A 15,495-nucleotide genomic window follows, 5' to 3' on the forward strand; every position below is an offset into this window, starting at 1 on the left:
ATAAAATGGAAGCAGAAGATAAAATAAATACGCGAAACGATTATAATCCTGGAAAGCGGATTGGCATTACATTTTCTACCTTTGATTTGTTGCACGCCGGGCATATCATGATGTTGGCGGAGGCAAAAAGACAATGCGATTATTTGATTTGTGGATTGCAAATGGATCCATCGTTGGATAGACCGGAAAAAAATAGACCAACGCAAACCGTCGTGGAACGCTACATACAGTTGCGTGGATGCATGTATGTAGATGAAATTGTTCCCTATTCTACCGAACAAGATCTTGAGGATATTTTGCGCTCTTTTAAACTGGATGTACGGGTAGTCGGGGAGGAATACAGACACAAGAGCTTCACGGGTAAGAAGTATTGTGAAGAAAAAGACATTGAGCTGTATTATAATTCAAGAGATCATCGTTTTTCCAGCTCGGGATTACGAAAAATCGTAGCAGAAAAAGAAGCGATGAAAGGGCAGAAGTAATGGGTGTATCTCAAATACCTTTGGTAAAAGCTATGTGGAGTTATCTGCGCAAACGTAAAATCCTGGCTAAACATAAAGAAGTGGCTGCATTTTGGCAGATTATTATTGATGATTACGATAACGAAAAATTGCCGAAGTATGAAGTTTTGCCAAAGAAAACACTAAATACACATAAAATTATATGGCAATATTGGGGACAGGGATTTCAAGACGAGAACCTTCCGGAGGTCGTATCCATTTGTGCGGCGTCTGTAGACCGACATAAAGCTGATTACAAAGTTATTCGCTTGGACGATTCTTCTATTAAAGAATATTTGGATATACCCACCTTTGTGTGGGAGAAGTTTGATAACATCGAGGGCTTTAACAGAACTTTTTTTTCTGATTTGTTACGTGTGGCGTTATTGAATGCTTACGGCGGTGTTTGGCTGGATGCTACTGTTTTACTCACCGGATCTTTACCCGCTTATTTAGAACGATACGAATATTTTCTGTATCAGCGTGATTCCAATGAACAGCACAAACAATATTGGGAAAGCACCTATGCTTATTATTGGGGCTGGCATCCGGATTTCAAGGTCAACATGCTCAGTAGTATTATGTTTGCCCAAAAAAATAGTCAAATGATCGCTGTATTGCTGGATTTGATGTTGTATTATTGGCAAACACAGGATAAATTGGTGGATTATTTTTGCTTCCAGATATTGTACCAGGAACTAATAACTGGAAAACTTGCTGATAAACGTTGTCCGATCGTAAGTGACGTGATTCCGCATCTGCTTCAAACTAAAATCAACGATGGCTGCGATTTTGTGTCTTATGAAGAAGCTTTTGCGAAGGGAAATATACATAAGATGTCCTATTTTGATGAAGAAGTCCTAGTTAAGTTTCGTGACTTGATTACGAAAAGTATAAGAAGTGATTGTCTGTAAACCATTTTCGGTAATGGGCAATTCATTGACAGTTGTCAATACATCATCTACGACCGCGTGCAGTTTACAACCCCCAATACAACACCAGCAAACAACACGGGCCTATCGAAAAAACAAGAAGGTATCCTTTTTGGACACCTTCTTTAGTTAAATTTAGTGAGCAGTATCTATTACTGTCGATTAAAATGAAAATCCTGTCGATAATTTATAGAAGGAATCTTTCGCTTGCAATCCGTTTTTTACCTCGGGGCCAGCGGATAACCGAACAAAACTGCCAAACTTTCCAGCATTGAATTGGACGTATGGGCCTAACCATTGAAAATAATCCAATTTACCTCCAATATCGTCTTTTGTTCTTTTCAGATGTTCGTAGTGCGCACCGAACGAGAACGCGTCACTTACTTTATATCCTGCGCTTACCCAATAGTGCAAATAGGCAAGGGCAGAGCCGCCCTCGGGAGCTTGGTCTCGCAGCGGAGCATAGTAGCCGGCATAAATCGCACTTTCAAAATTTGGAATATCCACGTTGAAAAAGAGGTTGGGTACGATTCCATCACCCGCAATTCCGCCCGCCTGGCCATCAGCTGCTCCTTTAGATAACAGGTTTCCGAACGTGAAACCAATGTTAGGGTTTAAGGTGATACCCTCCGCTAAGTACAAATTGACGCCACCGCCAAACTCGGTCCAGTTGCCCCACGCGCCAGCAGTACCTGCCCCCCAGAAAATCCCGTAAACGGAGGCTCCGACTTTCTCCGATAACTTGTATTCCATGGCAACACTTGGCGCTACGCCAAAAAATTGATCAGAAGTAACCCCCAGAGAGAAAGTTGTCTCATTTTCTTGTGCGCTGGTAGTGAATACAAAGCCAGTTAAGATTAAAACTGCGGATAATTTGAAGATTTTTTTCATTTTTTTCATAAAAAATGGATTAGGTTGTTTTAAAATGTAATTATATCAGCAAAACTATACAAATATTTTAATATTGCAATAGTTTTTTAGATAAAAAACATAAGCTAATACACTTTTTATTTGTAAAAATGATTATTTTAGGTTAATTATGTCGTTAATAATATAACTTTCGAATCCTTTTGATCGTAAATAGGTGTGTAGTTTTGATTTTTCATTGAAATAAATGGATGATATTGGTTTTTTTATCCTTTTTTCTATTGTTTCTTCTATTTTTTTGTAATATTCTTCTTCGTTAATCTCCTTTAGTGCTATACGGATAAGAGGTTCGGAGACATTTTTGGCTTTTAAATGGTGTTTTATTTTGATTTTTCCCCAACCCTTCATTCGAAACTTGCCTAAAGCGTATGCTTTTGCGAATCGTTCTTCGTTCAGAAAATTGTCTTCGATAAGCTGTACGATAATATTTTCTACGTCTTCTTGGTGAAGACCCCATTCATATAATTTGTTTCGTACTTCCTGCTGGGATCGCTCTTGATAAGCACAGTAGTTTTCAGCTTTTCTTTTAGCCTGTAGCGGCGCTAATGGTTTTTTCTGCTTCCTATATTCGTCCATCCTGCAAACCTAAATAATTTCGTTTTTATATACTAAATAATAGTATTATTGAAAATATTGATGAAATTTGTCCTTTACAATTTATCATGTACACACTCGCATCTATTCTTCCTCATATCAATAGCAAACGGCACTTGGTTCGCAATGCGGAACAACCGATCTATGATTTGGCCTATGACAGCCGTAAAATAAGAAATGCGGAACACAGTCTATTTTTTGCTTTGAAGAATGTGCGTGATGGACATACTTTTATTTCAGACGCCTATCAGAAAGGTGTCCGTGCTTTCGTTGTCTCGCGCGATGATATCGATACAACATTATGTCCCGAAGCTAGTTTCTTTTGGGTAAACGATGCCTTGAAAGCAATGCAGGACCTTGCTCGCTACCATCGTCGGCAATTCCGTAAACCTATTATCGGAATTACAGGTAGTAATGGGAAAACGATTGTAAAAGAGTGGCTCGCTCAACTATTGCAGGAAGATAAAAAAGTATACCAGAGTCCCAAAAGCTACAACTCGCAATTAGGAGTAGCACTATCGCTATGGGATCTTTCGGATGATTATGACTGTGCCATTATCGAAGCAGGGATCAGCATGCCAGGTGAAATGGATCAATTGGAGGCAATGATATGTCCGGATATTGGTATCGTGACCAATATTGGAGTAGCACACGCAGAGGGCTTTGCCAGCAAGACAGTAAAATTAACAGAGAAATTAAAACTCTTTAAGCATACCAGAGACGTGATCTTTCCTTCGCGATATGCCTTTGGGAAATATTTATCCGGTGAAACGAGGACTTTTACTTTTGGAGAGAACGATGTGGATCAAGTGCAGGTATCGCGCATAGCAGAAAGACAGGAGGGGAGTTCCTCTATCCAGCTGATTTATAGACAGGAGATGGTGACCTTTACCGTGCCTTTTGTGGATAAAGCGTCGATAGAAAACGTGCTTACCTGTCTGACTACACTTTTGTTCTTGGGTTATTCGATGAATGCGATCATCCAAAAGCTAGGGCGGTTACGCCCCCTAGAGATGCGTTTGCAACTAAAGACAGGACGATATAATTGCTCCATTATTGACGATACCTATTCAAATGATCTGGCGTCTTTACAAATTGCTTTGGATTTTTTACGCCAACAGCAACAACATAAAAAGAAGACGCTCATTCTGTCTGATATGGATGGTCTTAATGATCATCTTGAAGCAAAGCTTGTTTCGGTCTTGAGACAGCAAAATCTTCATCGGATAATTACTGTGGGTAAATCGTTACACCGCTTGCAGGATAAACTGGATACATTGCTGTTGTCTTTTGATTCCACGGAAGAACTGGTGCAAAACTTGGGAAATATTGCGTTTGAAAACGAATCTATTCTTATCAAAGGAAGCAGAAGATATCACTTGGAAGATGTAAGCAAATTGCTAGTTGCTAAATCACATGAAACCGTTCTGGAAATAAACCTTAGCGCGTTGGAACATAATTTACAGATGTATCGTTCGATGCTACCACCGCACGTCAAGCTGATGGTCATGGTCAAGGCCTTTTCATACGGGAGCGGTAGTTTTGAGGTGGCAAACCTCCTGCAGTTTAATAAGGTAGATTATTTAACGGTTGCATTTGCGGATGAGGGTGTCGAACTGCGGCAACACGGGATCGACTTACCCATTATGGTGTTGAGCCCAGATGAACAAGTTTTTGAAAGTTTGTTAGACTCCGATCTGGAGCCGGAGATATATAGCTTTCGTATTTTAAAAGCCTTGATAGATTTTCTACGAATTCGTAAACAGAAAGATTTTCCTGTTCATATCAAAATTGATACCGGCATGCACCGCCTAGGTTTCTTACCCGCTGAAATGGATGAGTTGACGACCCTATTATCTGCTTCGTCGGAGATTAAAGTTAAGACGGTATTTTCGCATTTGGTTGCTTCGGGCAACAGCCAACATAATGATTTTACAACGCAACAGATTTCGCTGTTCTCTTCAAGCGTAGATAAACTAGAAGTGATGCTGGGTTATAAAGTGGTTCGTCATATTGCAAATACCTCTGGTATTGTCAATTGGCCATCTGCCTATATGGATATGGTTCGTTTGGGTATCGGGTTGTACGGGGTGGATATGAATAAAAAGATGGCGCTGGAAAAGGTAAGTGAACTAAAAACCACAGTTACGCAAATTAAAGAGCTGCCAGCTGGAGTAACGGTCGGTTATGACCGGAAAGGACTGTTGCACCGACCGAGCCGTATCGCCACGGTGAAAATAGGATATGCAGATGGTTACAGCAGGCGTTTTGGCGGCGGCATAGGGGAGATGTCTATCAATGGGCAAAGGGCGAGGACTGTTGGCTCGATTTGTATGGATATGTGCATGCTTGACGTCACGGATATTGGCGCACAAGAATTAGATGAGGTCGTCGTGTTTCCTGACTTGATGGAGGCGGCAGAGCGTATCGGTACAATTCCCTATGAGTTGTTAGTAAATATAGCTGCTAGAGTAAAACGTATATATTTTTATGGTTAAAGAAAATAGGAAATAATGAGAAGAGTTTCACAAAAACTATTGTATTATTTAATAAAGGGTACGTTAGTTGCACTTCCGGTGGCGGGAGCGGTATTTTTAATCGTGTGGGTAGTAGCATCCTTAGATAACGCGTTAAATCTAACAATCCACTTTTTAGAAGATGAACAAGGACATCCGCTATATATCCCCGGCATCGGGATATTGACGGTACTCCTTATACTGATTTTAGTCGGGATCATTTTCACAACGTTTGTTACGGAGCCTATACGCGCATGGTTGAAACGGACCATTGACAAGATCCCGTTATTCAATACGCTTTATTCGTCGATAAAGGACTTTACGGAGGCCTTTGTAGGTGATGCCAAGAAGTTTAACGAGCCGGTACTGGTATTGGTGAACGAAACCGGACTGAAAAAAATCGGTTTTTTAACACAGCGCGACCTGCATAAAATCGGACTACCAGATGAAGTTATAGTTTACTTTCCGTACTCTTATTCTGTTGCAGGACAGGTTGTTGTGGTTAAATCAACTAATGTGCAACGTTTGGATATGACAGCTACAGATGCTATGAAACTAGTGGTTTCGGGCGGTGTAAGCGGCATTGAATAGCAGCTTTACGTTTTATTTTTTTTCCGTAAGTATCTATACAGTTCTAGTTGAGACCGGAATGGAGCTCCATCGTCGCGCACGTATTTATTCTCTAATTTATTGTTTAGAATACGTGCCTTTACGTTGTCTTTCAGTTGGATGTGCAGCATCTCGATCAGCTCATGTTTTATTTTTTTGTTGGTAATCAGCACAGCGGCCTCTACGCGATAGTCGAGGTTGCGGGGCATCCAGTCAGCCGATGAAATATAGACCAGTTCTTTTCCTGCTGCGTAAAAGTATATCGCTCGGGCATGCTCCAGATACTCGTCGACTATACTGACGGCGTGGAGTGGGCTTTTGAATTTTTTTTGGTTGACGGCGCAATAGATACCGCGCACGATCATCTCGATCTTTACCCCCGCATCGGCCGCTTCGTACATCTTGCGGATGAGTATTTTATCACTTAACGAATTGACTTTGACAATTATATGTGCTTCATTACCTGCTTTAGCCTCGGCAATTTCACAGTCGATTAATTTCAAAAACGTTTCACGCATCGTTGTTGGACAGACCAGAAGATTTTTACATGGTTTGAGGCTTTCGGTGAGTTCAGCTTTCGGTTTCTTCAACGCAGCAAAAATTTTGTTGATGTCTGCCATGATGGCTCGGTTGCTAGTCATAAAACAGTGGTCCCCATAAATCTTTGCTGTTTTCTCATTGATATTTCCGGTGCTGACAAACCCATATTGCAGTGTTTTATTGTTCATCCTTTTTTTTATGATACATAGTTTAGCATGCACCTTTTTATCCGGTATGCCCAGTAGCACTTTAACGCCTTCCATCTCAAAACGCTCTTTCCATGTCAGGTTGTGCTCTTCGTCGAAACGAGCGCGTAGTTCAAGCATAACAGTGACCTGCTTGCCGTTTCTGGCGGCATTAATCAGGGCGTTAGCTACTTTGGAATTTTCAGCCATGCGATAAATGGTAACATGAATCGACTGCACGTGCGGATCCATCGCTGCTTCACGGAGTAGATCGATAATCGGATTAAAAGTATGATAAGGAAAGGAAAGCAGCACGTCCTTTTTCACAAGTACATCGCTTACTCTCTGACGGCCTGCGAAGTCTGGATGGTCAAATGAGCTGCGTTCTACAGAGGGTTTTTCCGATCTGAATATTTTCGGAAAATCCATGAAATGCTTGAAGTTATGAATCTTTTGCCCTGGAATAATGCTGTCTTTTTTCGACAGGTTCAACTTCTTGATTAAGAAGGTGACAAGTGACGAATCCATATCCTTGTCGAACACAAAACGCGTTGGTTTACCTTTACGACGGTTTTTAATACCTTTTTCGATTTTCTCCACCAACGTGGTGTTGATATCATTGTCGATATCAAATTCCGCATCTTTTGTGATCTTGAAGGCGTGTGCTTTGAAAGTATCAAACCCGAAATAAGAAAAAATATAGGGCAGGTTGAACTTAATGACATCTTCCAAAAGAATGACGTGCTTTTGGTCTTTTGGTGAGGGTAGCAATACGAACCGGCCGTTATTTCGAGTAGGATTTTCGATAATCGCGAACTGTGTTTCGTATACCCAATCAGTTTTACGCATAGCGATACCGAGATAGAGACTTTTATCCCTTAGGTAGGGCATCGGACGAGATTCATCCAACATTAATGGAATGACGTTGGATTCTACTTCATCTTCATAATAGCGTCGCACAAATTCTCGTTGCGTCGCACTAAGCTCTTCTGGAGCTTTAATAAAGACCTTTTCCTTCGCCATCTCCGACTGTACCCGTAACCATATTTGGTCGAATTGCTTTTGAAGTTCGATGACTGATTCATTGATCTTGTCCAGAATATACTGTGGGTTTTCGAAGAAAAACTCTTTGGACTCTTTTTCGTCTAAAACCAATGCCCTCTTTAATCCGGCCACCCTTACACGAAAAAATTCATCCAAGTTGTTTGAAAAAATACCCAAAAACTTGATCCGTTCGGAAAGGGGGACGCTCTCGTCACCAGCCTCCTGCAACACGCGGCCATTGAAACTTAACCAACTGATATCGCGTGGAATAAATCTATTTATCATCTTTTTCTTTGCCACTATTTGATAGCTTTTAAATATACCTCCGTAATGTGTCTTAAATATAACGAAAATATAAAGAAGATGTTAACGGGTGAGAGCGAGGGAAGTTTATCCTAATAAAAAAACGAAATTTTTATCGAAAATAATCGCTTGAATATCAATCTGGTAAATATGTGTATATTGTACAATAAGCTGAAAATCAGTTTTTTAATTTGTTTTGCTTGTGTAGTTTTGTGCCGTGAATAAGTCATCAAAACGAACAACTATATTATGGCATTCAAAACATTAGGTCAATTCATCATTGAAAAGCAAGCAGATTTCCCGTACGCGAAAGGCGAGCTTTCGCGATTGTTGCGTGACATTGGTATCGCGGCCAAGATTATTAACCGGGAGGTCAACAAAGCTGGCCTTGTTGATATACTCGGGGAAAATGGCGATCACAACGTACAGGGCGAAGCACAAAAAAAGCTTGACGTGTATGCAGATGAGCAGTTTATTGAAGCCTTAACTCGAGGCGGCGAATGCTGTTATATCGCTTCGGAAGAACACGAGGAATGTATCGAAATATCATTAAAAAACTTAACAAGTAACGGCAAATACATGGTTTGTATGGATCCGTTAGATGGATCAGCAAATATTGATTTGAATGTGTCGGTTGGCTCTATCTTTTCAATCTACCGAAGGAAGATACTTGACGTACCCGTATCTGAAGAAGAAATACTCCAGTATGGTCACGAACAAATTGCTGCAGGATATGTTATTTACGGTTCCTCGACGATGCTGGTTTATACAACGGGCAAAGGCGTGAACGGTTTTACACTGGATCCGTCTATTGGAGAGTTCTGTTTATCGCACCCGGATATGAAAATTCCGGTTGATGGAAAATCTTATTCCGTAAATGAGGGGAATTATTTAAAATTTCCGCAATATATCAAAGATTACATCAAGTATTGCCAAGAAGAGGAAAGTGATACCTTCAGGCCCTATACTTCTCGTTATATAGGTTCTATGGTAGCCGATATTCACCGCACGCTGATTACCGGAGGCGTGTTTCTCTATCCTGAGACTTCTAGTTATCCGAATGGTAAGCTGCGTCTACTTTATGAATGTAATCCGATGGCGTTTATTATCGAGCAAGCGGGAGGAAAGGCCGTTTCCGGTACAGAAAGAGTACTGGGGATTAAACCACTTAGTCTGCATCAACGGACACCTATTGTTATCGGAAGCAAAAATATGGTAAACAAGGTGCTCAGTTTTATGGACAAAGCTCAAGAAAGAATTGGCACCTGAGATAAGATATTTACTTTTTCAGGGTAACGTTCCGCGTATTGCAGGACAATCTGTTGCATATAAAAGTTACTGACGCACTTATCTTTATAAGAAACGATATCCTCTACATTGGACCATTGTTGAACAAACGCTACAAATCCAAACGCGTAAAGCTTATCTTCTTTAAAGTAGACATAGCTGTTTTCTTCTTCATTCCGTCCTTGGTCGATAAGTAGGAATGAACGTTTACGATGGTGCAGGTGTTGAAATATGCTATTAATGATTCGATTATGCTCTTCAACTGACGGAAGGGTCTTGGCCGGTGTCCTGCGGTCTGCGTGTGTCTCCGTAGACGGAGAATAGAACGTACAAAGGGCTGAATCGAAATTAAATTCTTCCAATATGTTACGTAGAAATAAATTGGCTTCTTGTGCTGTTTCGAAATAGCGAATACTATTTGGGTGATTGATTGCCTTCATTATAGCCAATCTACAATAGCCCCGGATATCCTCGTAATGCATAAGCACAAATTTCGGCTCGTATCGCTTCAGTGCCCGATTATGGATGGGCCAATGTTTTTTTATCATTTGGCACTCCATAAGGAGTGCCATAAGCTCTGTTCCAGACTCTTCGAAATCTAAGGTCGCGATTTCATTTATAAATTGTTGTCGTCTAAGACTCGTGTTGATGCCCGCGAAATGGCTTAAAACACGCTTACGTATATTAACAGCCTTTCCGACATAGATAATCTTACCTTTCTTATTCCGAAAGATGTATATTCCTGTGGTTTCAGGTAGCTGTTGGAACTGTTCTAGTGAAAGATGTGTAGGCAATCGATGTTCGGTGTTCTTGTGTAAGCTATCCTGCAAATATCTGTTTTTATCGTGTGCAATAAGTTGGGAAAAGAGTTCGACCGTGGCTTCGGCATCACCTATGGCCCGATGTCGGGCGGTAATCTCGATGCCGCGTGCTTTGCAGATGTTCCCTAAGCTGTAGGAGCGGTGTCCGGGAAAGATTTTTCTGGACAGCCGAACTGTACAGAGTTTTGTTGCTTGCCAGTCATAGCCTGCTTGCTTTAGTTCTTTTACTAGAAACGAATAATCGAAATTAACATTGTGAGCCACAAAAACTTTGCCCTGTAAAAGATGGTATACGTCTTCGGCGATTTCGTCGAAAGCAGGTGCGTCTTCTAACATGTCCGGCGTAATACCTGTCAGGGTCTGTATGGCGAGAGGGATGGGGCATCCCGGGTTAACAAGGCTTTGATACCGTTCGGTAATCCTTTTCCCGTTATGTATCAAAATAGCAACCTCTGTAATACGGCTCCGTTCGGCATGATTACCCGTGGTTTCAATATCGACAATGGCAAAATGTTTTTGTTTATTCACTTTGCAATATTACTAATTTAATTAGTAATGCGGAAGCTGTTGATGATAATTAACTGCTTCGTCAATCAAGTCTCGAATTGCTACAGAAGCGATGGCTCCACCAAATGCCGCGGGCAGATAAGACATGGTTCCATAAGCGGATTTCTTATAATTACTGCCATCCGTGTACAATAAAGATTTTTTATTGGGAAGTTCAGTGGAAAATGCCACTTTAACGCCGTCACGAATGCCGTGCTTGCGAAGTTTCTTTCGGATGTGTTGGGCCAGTTTACAGTTGTATGATTGACTAATGTCGGCGATACGAATTTTGGTGGGATCGACCTTTCCGCCAGCACCCATTGAGCTGACAAAAGGCATCTTTGCTTCTAATGCCTGTCGGATAAAAAATAGCTTTGGTGTAATACTATCAATCGCTTCTACACAATAGTCGGGATTTGACGCTAAAAGCGTTGGGATCTTTTCTGGTATAATAAAATCTTCGATAACCTGAAGTTCCAGCTCCGGATTGATGGCTAATAAACGATCTTTCATGATCTGTGCTTTGGGTTCGCCATGATTAGTAGCAAGCGCCGGCAATTGCCTATTTCGATTAGATGGATCGACGGTGTCGCCATCGATGATGGTCATTTTACCAACTCCTGCGCGGCAGATAAATTCTGCAGCAAATGAACCCACGCCTCCTAAACCGAGAACCATTACGTGTGAATTAGCAAGTTTTTCCAGTGCTGTGCGTCCAGTTAAAGCTTCTGTTCTTGATAACCAAGATAAATCTTTCATTCAAATAATCATTTTCAATTATCCAATAGGATAGCTAAATATATGCTTAAAGTTTTGGTACAATTGTTCTTTCAAATATTGTAACTCTATTTTTCGAACGCGGCAAAAATAAGCATAAATATCTACGATATTAATAGATTTATCGTCCGTTTCCAGTAAAATTTTGTCCAAAGGTATGTGTTGAATGAGGCTGTCTTTGTTTCCTCGCAGGAGCGCGCCACCTAGGCTTAGGAAATAACCGTGACGGATAATTTGTGTTGCCAATTCTGTCTTTTTTTCGAAACCGTGAAAAATAACGGGAACACGTACTTTTTCTTCATGAAGTATTCGTAAGCACTCTTGATATGCCCGGACACAATGGATAATTAAAGGCTTTTGGACGCTGTTCGCATAGCTGATCTGTTTGCGAAAGATAGCCTCTTGTATGTTCCATGCTGTATCACACAGCTTATCGAGTCCGCATTCGCCGATGGCTAAAACCTGTTGCTTTTTTCCATATTGGTGAAGCGCATCCAATTGTGCCTTCACATTTCTTTCAACAAACCAAGGGTGTATGCCAAGTGAACAGGGATGAGGAAATAGGTAGTTCTTGGAAATAATAACGTTGGGAAGCGAAAAGATTTGTGCGGTAGGAGCAAGCGTGCAGTGGGTATGTATATTAATATAAGGAAAAGACATATCCAAATATACGGAATTTATCTTACTAGCTTAGATCCCAGTGTTTTAAGAATTGCCGAGGCTTTCAGTAAGCATTCTTCGTACTCTTTCTTTGGATCGGCATCGATGGTTATCGCTCCACCGGTGTGGAAAGATAAATATTGCTTTTTGCTATTGTAAAGTAATGAGCGTATAACTACATTGAAATCAAAATCGCCCTTCGGATCAAAGTAACCTAAGGCGCCTGCGTATATACCACGTTTGCTGTTCTCGTAACGGTCACACAATCTCATCGCACTAATTTTCGGTGCGCCAGTCATCGAACCGGCAGGAAAGGTGTTACGGATAACTTCTATATCCGATATGCCTACTCTTTTTTGGCAGGCGATAGTAGAGACCAATTGATGTACTTGTTCGAATGTTTGTACTTCCAATTGTTTCTCTGCTTTTACTGTACCCTCTTGTGCGCTACGCGTTAAATCGTTGCGAACGAGATCTACAATCATCACGTTCTCTGAGATTTCTTTCGGACTGTTTTTTAATGTCTCGATAATAAGGAAGTCTTCTTCCTGCGTCTTTCCGCGTGGTGCGGTGCCTTTAATAGGTTGAGAAATCAAAGCGCTTCCTCGCTTGGCTAAAAAACGTTCCGGTGATGCGGATAGAATGTAGTTATCCTTAATTTTGAAATAGCAGGAAAATGGTGTAGGGGAGACCCTGTTCAATTTTTGGTATACGGCTAACGGAGACAACGTAACATTTTCGGCGTAGAATTCTTGGCAAAGATTCACTTCATAAATATCGCCTTGCTGGATATGTTTCAATAGCTGCTGGAATACATCGACGTAAGTTGTTTCGGACATCCGTTTTTGGAAACAGATGTTCGTTGTTTCTTTTATTCTTCTATTGGCCGTATCGCTACTGGCTAAAATGTCGTTATATACATTTTCCGGATAAGGGGCTTCAATTTTCACTTCTTTATCGGTAAAATGCAAAACGATGGTTGGAATAAAAAAATAAGCTTCAGGAAATTCTAATCGATTGGGAAAAGATGTAGTTAGATTCTCAATTTCATTTTTTAGGTCATAACTAAAAAAGCCAGGCATCCATCTATCAGGATACCTGGCTCTAAATTTTTCCAACGTCTGGAATATGTCCATGTGCTCGCAGACAACTTGATCTATAGCTTTTACGGCAAGTAAACGGTCTATTTGTGCATATTCATCATTGTAGTCATTAGATTGAAAGAAGCAAACCTCATCAAACTGTTGTGCCCATTGAAGGGCCCGTTTTTCGAAATGCTGCGTGTCAACCTGAAATACGGCAGTAGCCATGCTTTTGTTCTCTTACAGTTCGATTGTTTGAATGCGGTCGGGTCCTACAGATAGGTATTTAATAGGCACTTCCAATGCTTTTTCCAAATAAGCGATGTAATTTTTTAATGCAGTAGGAATCTCGTCTTTTGAACGGATGCCCGTAATATCTTGATTCCAACCTGCTACTTCTTCCAAGACAGGTTCTGCCTGGTTGGTGATAATTTCATAAGGCATGTAATCGATAGTCTGGCCGTTATGTTTATAATGCGTACACACCTTGATTTTTTCAAATGCATCTAATACATCGGCTTTCATCATAATCAATTCGCTTACGCCATTTAGCATAATTGCATACTTCAACGCCGGAATATCGATCCATCCAGTCCGGCGTGAGCGTCCGGTAGTCGCACCAAATTCATGTCCTATCTGGCGTAATTTTTCGCCCGTTTCATCGTCCAACTCGGTCGGGAATGGACCGCCACCTACACGAGTAGCATAAGCTTTGAAGATGCCGTATACTGCGCCAATTTTATTTGGTGCAATGCCGAGTCCCGTACAAGCTCCTGCAGTAGTTGTATTGGATGAGGTCACGAAAGGATACGAACCGAAATCTATATCCAGCAATGTACCTTGCGCACCTTCGGCAAGTACCCTCTTTCCTTCTTTCAAGTAATTGTTGACTAAATGTTCAGCGTCTACGTGTGGAATCGTTTTGATAAAATCAATTGCTTCCATGAATGCCGCTTCTTTTTCCGAAAAATCAGGAATCTCACCATAGTGAGAAAGAATTTCCAAGTGCTTAGCTTTTAATCTTTCATAACGTTCTTGAAAGTCGGGAAGGGTTGTATCTCCTACACGCAGACCATTTCGCCCGGTTTTATCCATATATGTCGGTCCGATCCCCTTCAGGGTAGAGCCAATCTTACCAGCGCCCATTTTTGATTCGGACGCTGCGTCCAGTAATTGATGGGTAGGAAGGATTAAATGTGCTTTTCGCGCAAGAACCAGAGTACCTTTACCCACTGGGTCGAATCCGGAAGTACGCAGGTTATCTAACTCACGTTTTAAGATAATAGGGTCGATAACGACACCACCGCCAATAAGGTTAAGTGTACCGTCATTAAAAATACCAGAGGGGATAGTATTCAAGACAAATTTCTTGTTATCAAACTCTAATGTATGCCCAGCGTTAGGGCCGCCTTGAAAGCGAGCGATTAAATCATACTTCGGACAAAATACGTCTACGATCTTTCCTTTTCCTTCATCGCCCCATTGTAGGCCCAAAAGCACATCAACTTGCATAATATTTGAAATATGGATATTAAAATTTTAAATGATACATATAGAAAAAAAGCGAAATATCGTCTTTTCTGAGCAAAGGTAATACAATAATTGGCGATTACCACATTAATTTGAAATTACCGGACTCCTGCCTTTTTTGGGTGAACTTCCAGCGTTTCCAGCATCTATTTTCTGGCAATCTTCACATACACCATACAGGTTAAGGGAATGATGTTTGATGTCGAACTTTAACAAATCGCCCATCAAACTTTGAATTTGGTTAATGCGGGGATCACAGAACTCGACAACCTTATTGCATTCAATGCAGATAACGTGGTCGTGTTGTTTGAAACCGTAAGATTTTTCAAATTGAGCCATGTTCCGGCCAAACTGATGTTTGGTGACCAGATCGCAAGATACTAGCAATTCCAATGTATTATAGACGGTAGCACGGCTTACACGGTACTTCTTGTTCTTCATGTGAATATAAAGTGACTCTACATCAAAGTGGTCGGAACGTGAGTAAATTTCTTCTAAGATGGCATAGCGCTCAGGCGTTTTTCTCAGATTCTTATTCTCTAAGTAAGCTTCGAATATTTTTTTTACTGTTTGGTAGTTTTCGCCTTTATTCATATTAAATAGTTGTTAAAAAGAGCTCATCCAGCTCGCTTAAATCTTCCA

General features: G+C 40.9%; 14 protein-coding genes. 5 read left to right on the plus strand and 9 right to left on the minus strand.

Annotated elements, in window-relative coordinates; all coding sequences use genetic code 11:
• Window positions 1-5: 5 nt before the first annotated feature.
• Both C5745_RS06875 and C5745_RS06880 read left to right on the plus strand, forming a co-directional pair.
• Window positions 6-482 (plus strand): adenylyltransferase/cytidyltransferase family protein, encoded by a 477-nt coding sequence (locus C5745_RS06875; protein ID WP_105716248.1) that lies wholly within the window; start codon window positions 6-8, stop codon window positions 480-482.
• On the plus strand, window positions 482-1,414 hold the full coding sequence (locus C5745_RS06880; protein WP_105716249.1) for a capsular polysaccharide synthesis protein: 933 nt from the start codon (window positions 482-484) through the stop codon (window positions 1,412-1,414). Before C5745_RS06875 ends, C5745_RS06880 begins: the two co-directional genes overlap by 1 nt.
• 180 nt (window positions 1,415-1,594) lie before the next feature.
• Here C5745_RS06880 and C5745_RS06885 read toward each other — a convergent pair whose 3' ends face one another.
• Together C5745_RS06885 and C5745_RS06890 are read right to left on the minus strand one after the other, a co-directional pair.
• The gene (locus C5745_RS06885; protein ID WP_105716336.1) at window positions 1,595-2,323 is read right to left on the minus strand and encodes a DUF6733 family protein; all 729 of its coding nucleotides are present in this window, start codon (window positions 2,321-2,323) and stop codon (window positions 1,595-1,597) included.
• A gap of 132 nt (window positions 2,324-2,455) precedes the next feature.
• Window positions 2,456-2,935, minus strand: coding sequence for a regulatory protein RecX (locus C5745_RS06890; protein ID WP_105716250.1), 480 nt, complete (start codon window positions 2,933-2,935; stop codon window positions 2,456-2,458).
• Window positions 2,936-3,021: 86 nt separating this feature from the next.
• On the opposite strand from C5745_RS06890, the gene C5745_RS06895 reads away from it, so the two are divergent.
• Together C5745_RS06895 and C5745_RS06900 are read left to right on the plus strand one after the other, a co-directional pair.
• The gene (locus tag C5745_RS06895) at window positions 3,022-5,451 is read left to right on the plus strand and encodes a bifunctional UDP-N-acetylmuramoyl-tripeptide:D-alanyl-D-alanine ligase/alanine racemase (RefSeq protein WP_105716251.1); all 2,430 of its coding nucleotides are present in this window, start codon (window positions 3,022-3,024) and stop codon (window positions 5,449-5,451) included.
• Between the two features lie 15 nt (window positions 5,452-5,466).
• The gene (locus C5745_RS06900) at window positions 5,467-6,060 is read left to right on the plus strand and encodes a DUF502 domain-containing protein (protein WP_105716252.1); all 594 of its coding nucleotides are present in this window, start codon (window positions 5,467-5,469) and stop codon (window positions 6,058-6,060) included.
• Between the two features lie 5 nt (window positions 6,061-6,065).
• Here the strand turns inward: C5745_RS06900 and ppk1 are convergent, their stop codons facing one another.
• Window positions 6,066-8,132 carry a polyphosphate kinase 1 gene (gene ppk1, locus C5745_RS06905; protein ID WP_105716253.1) on the minus strand — a complete coding sequence of 689 codons (2,067 nt, stop codon included), beginning with the start codon at window positions 8,130-8,132 and terminating at the stop codon, window positions 6,066-6,068.
• 264 nt (window positions 8,133-8,396) lie between these two features.
• Here ppk1 and fbp point away from each other — a divergent pair, with 264 nt between their 5' ends.
• On the plus strand, window positions 8,397-9,419 hold the full coding sequence (gene fbp / locus C5745_RS06910; protein ID WP_105716254.1) for a class 1 fructose-bisphosphatase: 1,023 nt from the start codon (window positions 8,397-8,399) through the stop codon (window positions 9,417-9,419).
• Here the strand turns inward: fbp and C5745_RS06915 are convergent.
• The 6 genes from C5745_RS06915 to C5745_RS06940 all read right to left on the minus strand — a co-directional run bounded on the left by C5745_RS06915 (window position 9,398) and on the right by C5745_RS06940 (window position 15,447).
• Window positions 9,398-10,786 carry an exonuclease domain-containing protein gene (locus tag C5745_RS06915; protein WP_105716255.1) on the minus strand — a complete coding sequence of 463 codons (1,389 nt, stop codon included), beginning with the start codon at window positions 10,784-10,786 and terminating at the stop codon, window positions 9,398-9,400. The genes fbp and C5745_RS06915 overlap by 22 nt on opposite strands.
• 21 nt (window positions 10,787-10,807) lie before the next feature.
• The gene (locus tag C5745_RS06920; protein WP_105716256.1) at window positions 10,808-11,563 is read right to left on the minus strand and encodes a tRNA threonylcarbamoyladenosine dehydratase; all 756 of its coding nucleotides are present in this window, start codon (window positions 11,561-11,563) and stop codon (window positions 10,808-10,810) included.
• Between the two features lie 18 nt (window positions 11,564-11,581).
• Window positions 11,582-12,241, minus strand: a complete 660-nt coding sequence (locus C5745_RS06925; protein ID WP_105716257.1) for a TatD family hydrolase — start codon at window positions 12,239-12,241, stop codon at window positions 11,582-11,584.
• 17 nt (window positions 12,242-12,258) lie between these two features.
• Window positions 12,259-13,551 carry an anthranilate synthase component I family protein gene (locus C5745_RS06930; RefSeq protein ID WP_105716258.1) on the minus strand — a complete coding sequence of 431 codons (1,293 nt, stop codon included), beginning with the start codon at window positions 13,549-13,551 and terminating at the stop codon, window positions 12,259-12,261.
• A 12-nt stretch (window positions 13,552-13,563) separates the two neighbouring features.
• Entirely contained in the window at window positions 13,564-14,835 is a 1,272-nt protein-coding gene (locus C5745_RS06935; protein WP_105716259.1) for an adenylosuccinate synthase, read from the minus strand.
• Between the two features lie 105 nt (window positions 14,836-14,940).
• Window positions 14,941-15,447 (minus strand): Fur family transcriptional regulator, encoded by a 507-nt coding sequence (locus tag C5745_RS06940; protein WP_105716260.1) that lies wholly within the window; start codon window positions 15,445-15,447, stop codon window positions 14,941-14,943.
• Window positions 15,448-15,495: the final 48 nt, after the last annotated feature.

It is taken from the genome of Sphingobacterium haloxyli, from assembly GCF_002980525.1.
GTDB classification, from domain to species: domain Bacteria; phylum Bacteroidota; class Bacteroidia; order Sphingobacteriales; family Sphingobacteriaceae; genus Sphingobacterium; species Sphingobacterium haloxyli.

What these genes read in the sequence shown, in the direction of transcription:
- C5745_RS06930 (WP_105716258.1), bottom strand. Translation starts at nt 13,551, where the DNA reads ATGGCTACTGCCGTATTTCAGGTTGACACGCAGCATTTCGAAAAACGG.
- C5745_RS06935 (WP_105716259.1), bottom strand. Translation starts at nt 14,835, where the DNA reads ATGCAAGTTGATGTGCTTTTGGGCCTACAATGGGGCGATGAAGGAAAA.
- C5745_RS06925 (WP_105716257.1), bottom strand. Translation starts at nt 12,241, where the DNA reads ATGTCTTTTCCTTATATTAATATACATACCCACTGCACGCTTGCTCCT.
- C5745_RS06920 (WP_105716256.1), bottom strand. Translation starts at nt 11,563, where the DNA reads ATGAAAGATTTATCTTGGTTATCAAGAACAGAAGCTTTAACTGGACGC.
- C5745_RS06940 (WP_105716260.1), bottom strand. Translation starts at nt 15,447, where the DNA reads ATGAATAAAGGCGAAAACTACCAAACAGTAAAAAAAATATTCGAAGCT.
- ppk1 (WP_105716253.1), bottom strand. Translation starts at nt 8,132, where the DNA reads ATGATAAATAGATTTATTCCACGCGATATCAGTTGGTTAAGTTTCAAT.
- C5745_RS06895 (WP_105716251.1), top strand. Translation starts at nt 3,022, where the DNA reads ATGTACACACTCGCATCTATTCTTCCTCATATCAATAGCAAACGGCAC.
- C5745_RS06880 (WP_105716249.1), top strand. Translation starts at nt 482, where the DNA reads ATGGGTGTATCTCAAATACCTTTGGTAAAAGCTATGTGGAGTTATCTG.
- C5745_RS06875 (WP_105716248.1), top strand. Translation starts at nt 6, where the DNA reads ATGGAAGCAGAAGATAAAATAAATACGCGAAACGATTATAATCCTGGA.
- C5745_RS06885 (WP_105716336.1), bottom strand. Translation starts at nt 2,323, where the DNA reads ATGAAAAAAATCTTCAAATTATCCGCAGTTTTAATCTTAACTGGCTTT.
- C5745_RS06900 (WP_105716252.1), top strand. Translation starts at nt 5,467, where the DNA reads ATGAGAAGAGTTTCACAAAAACTATTGTATTATTTAATAAAGGGTACG.
- C5745_RS06890 (WP_105716250.1), bottom strand. Translation starts at nt 2,935, where the DNA reads ATGGACGAATATAGGAAGCAGAAAAAACCATTAGCGCCGCTACAGGCT.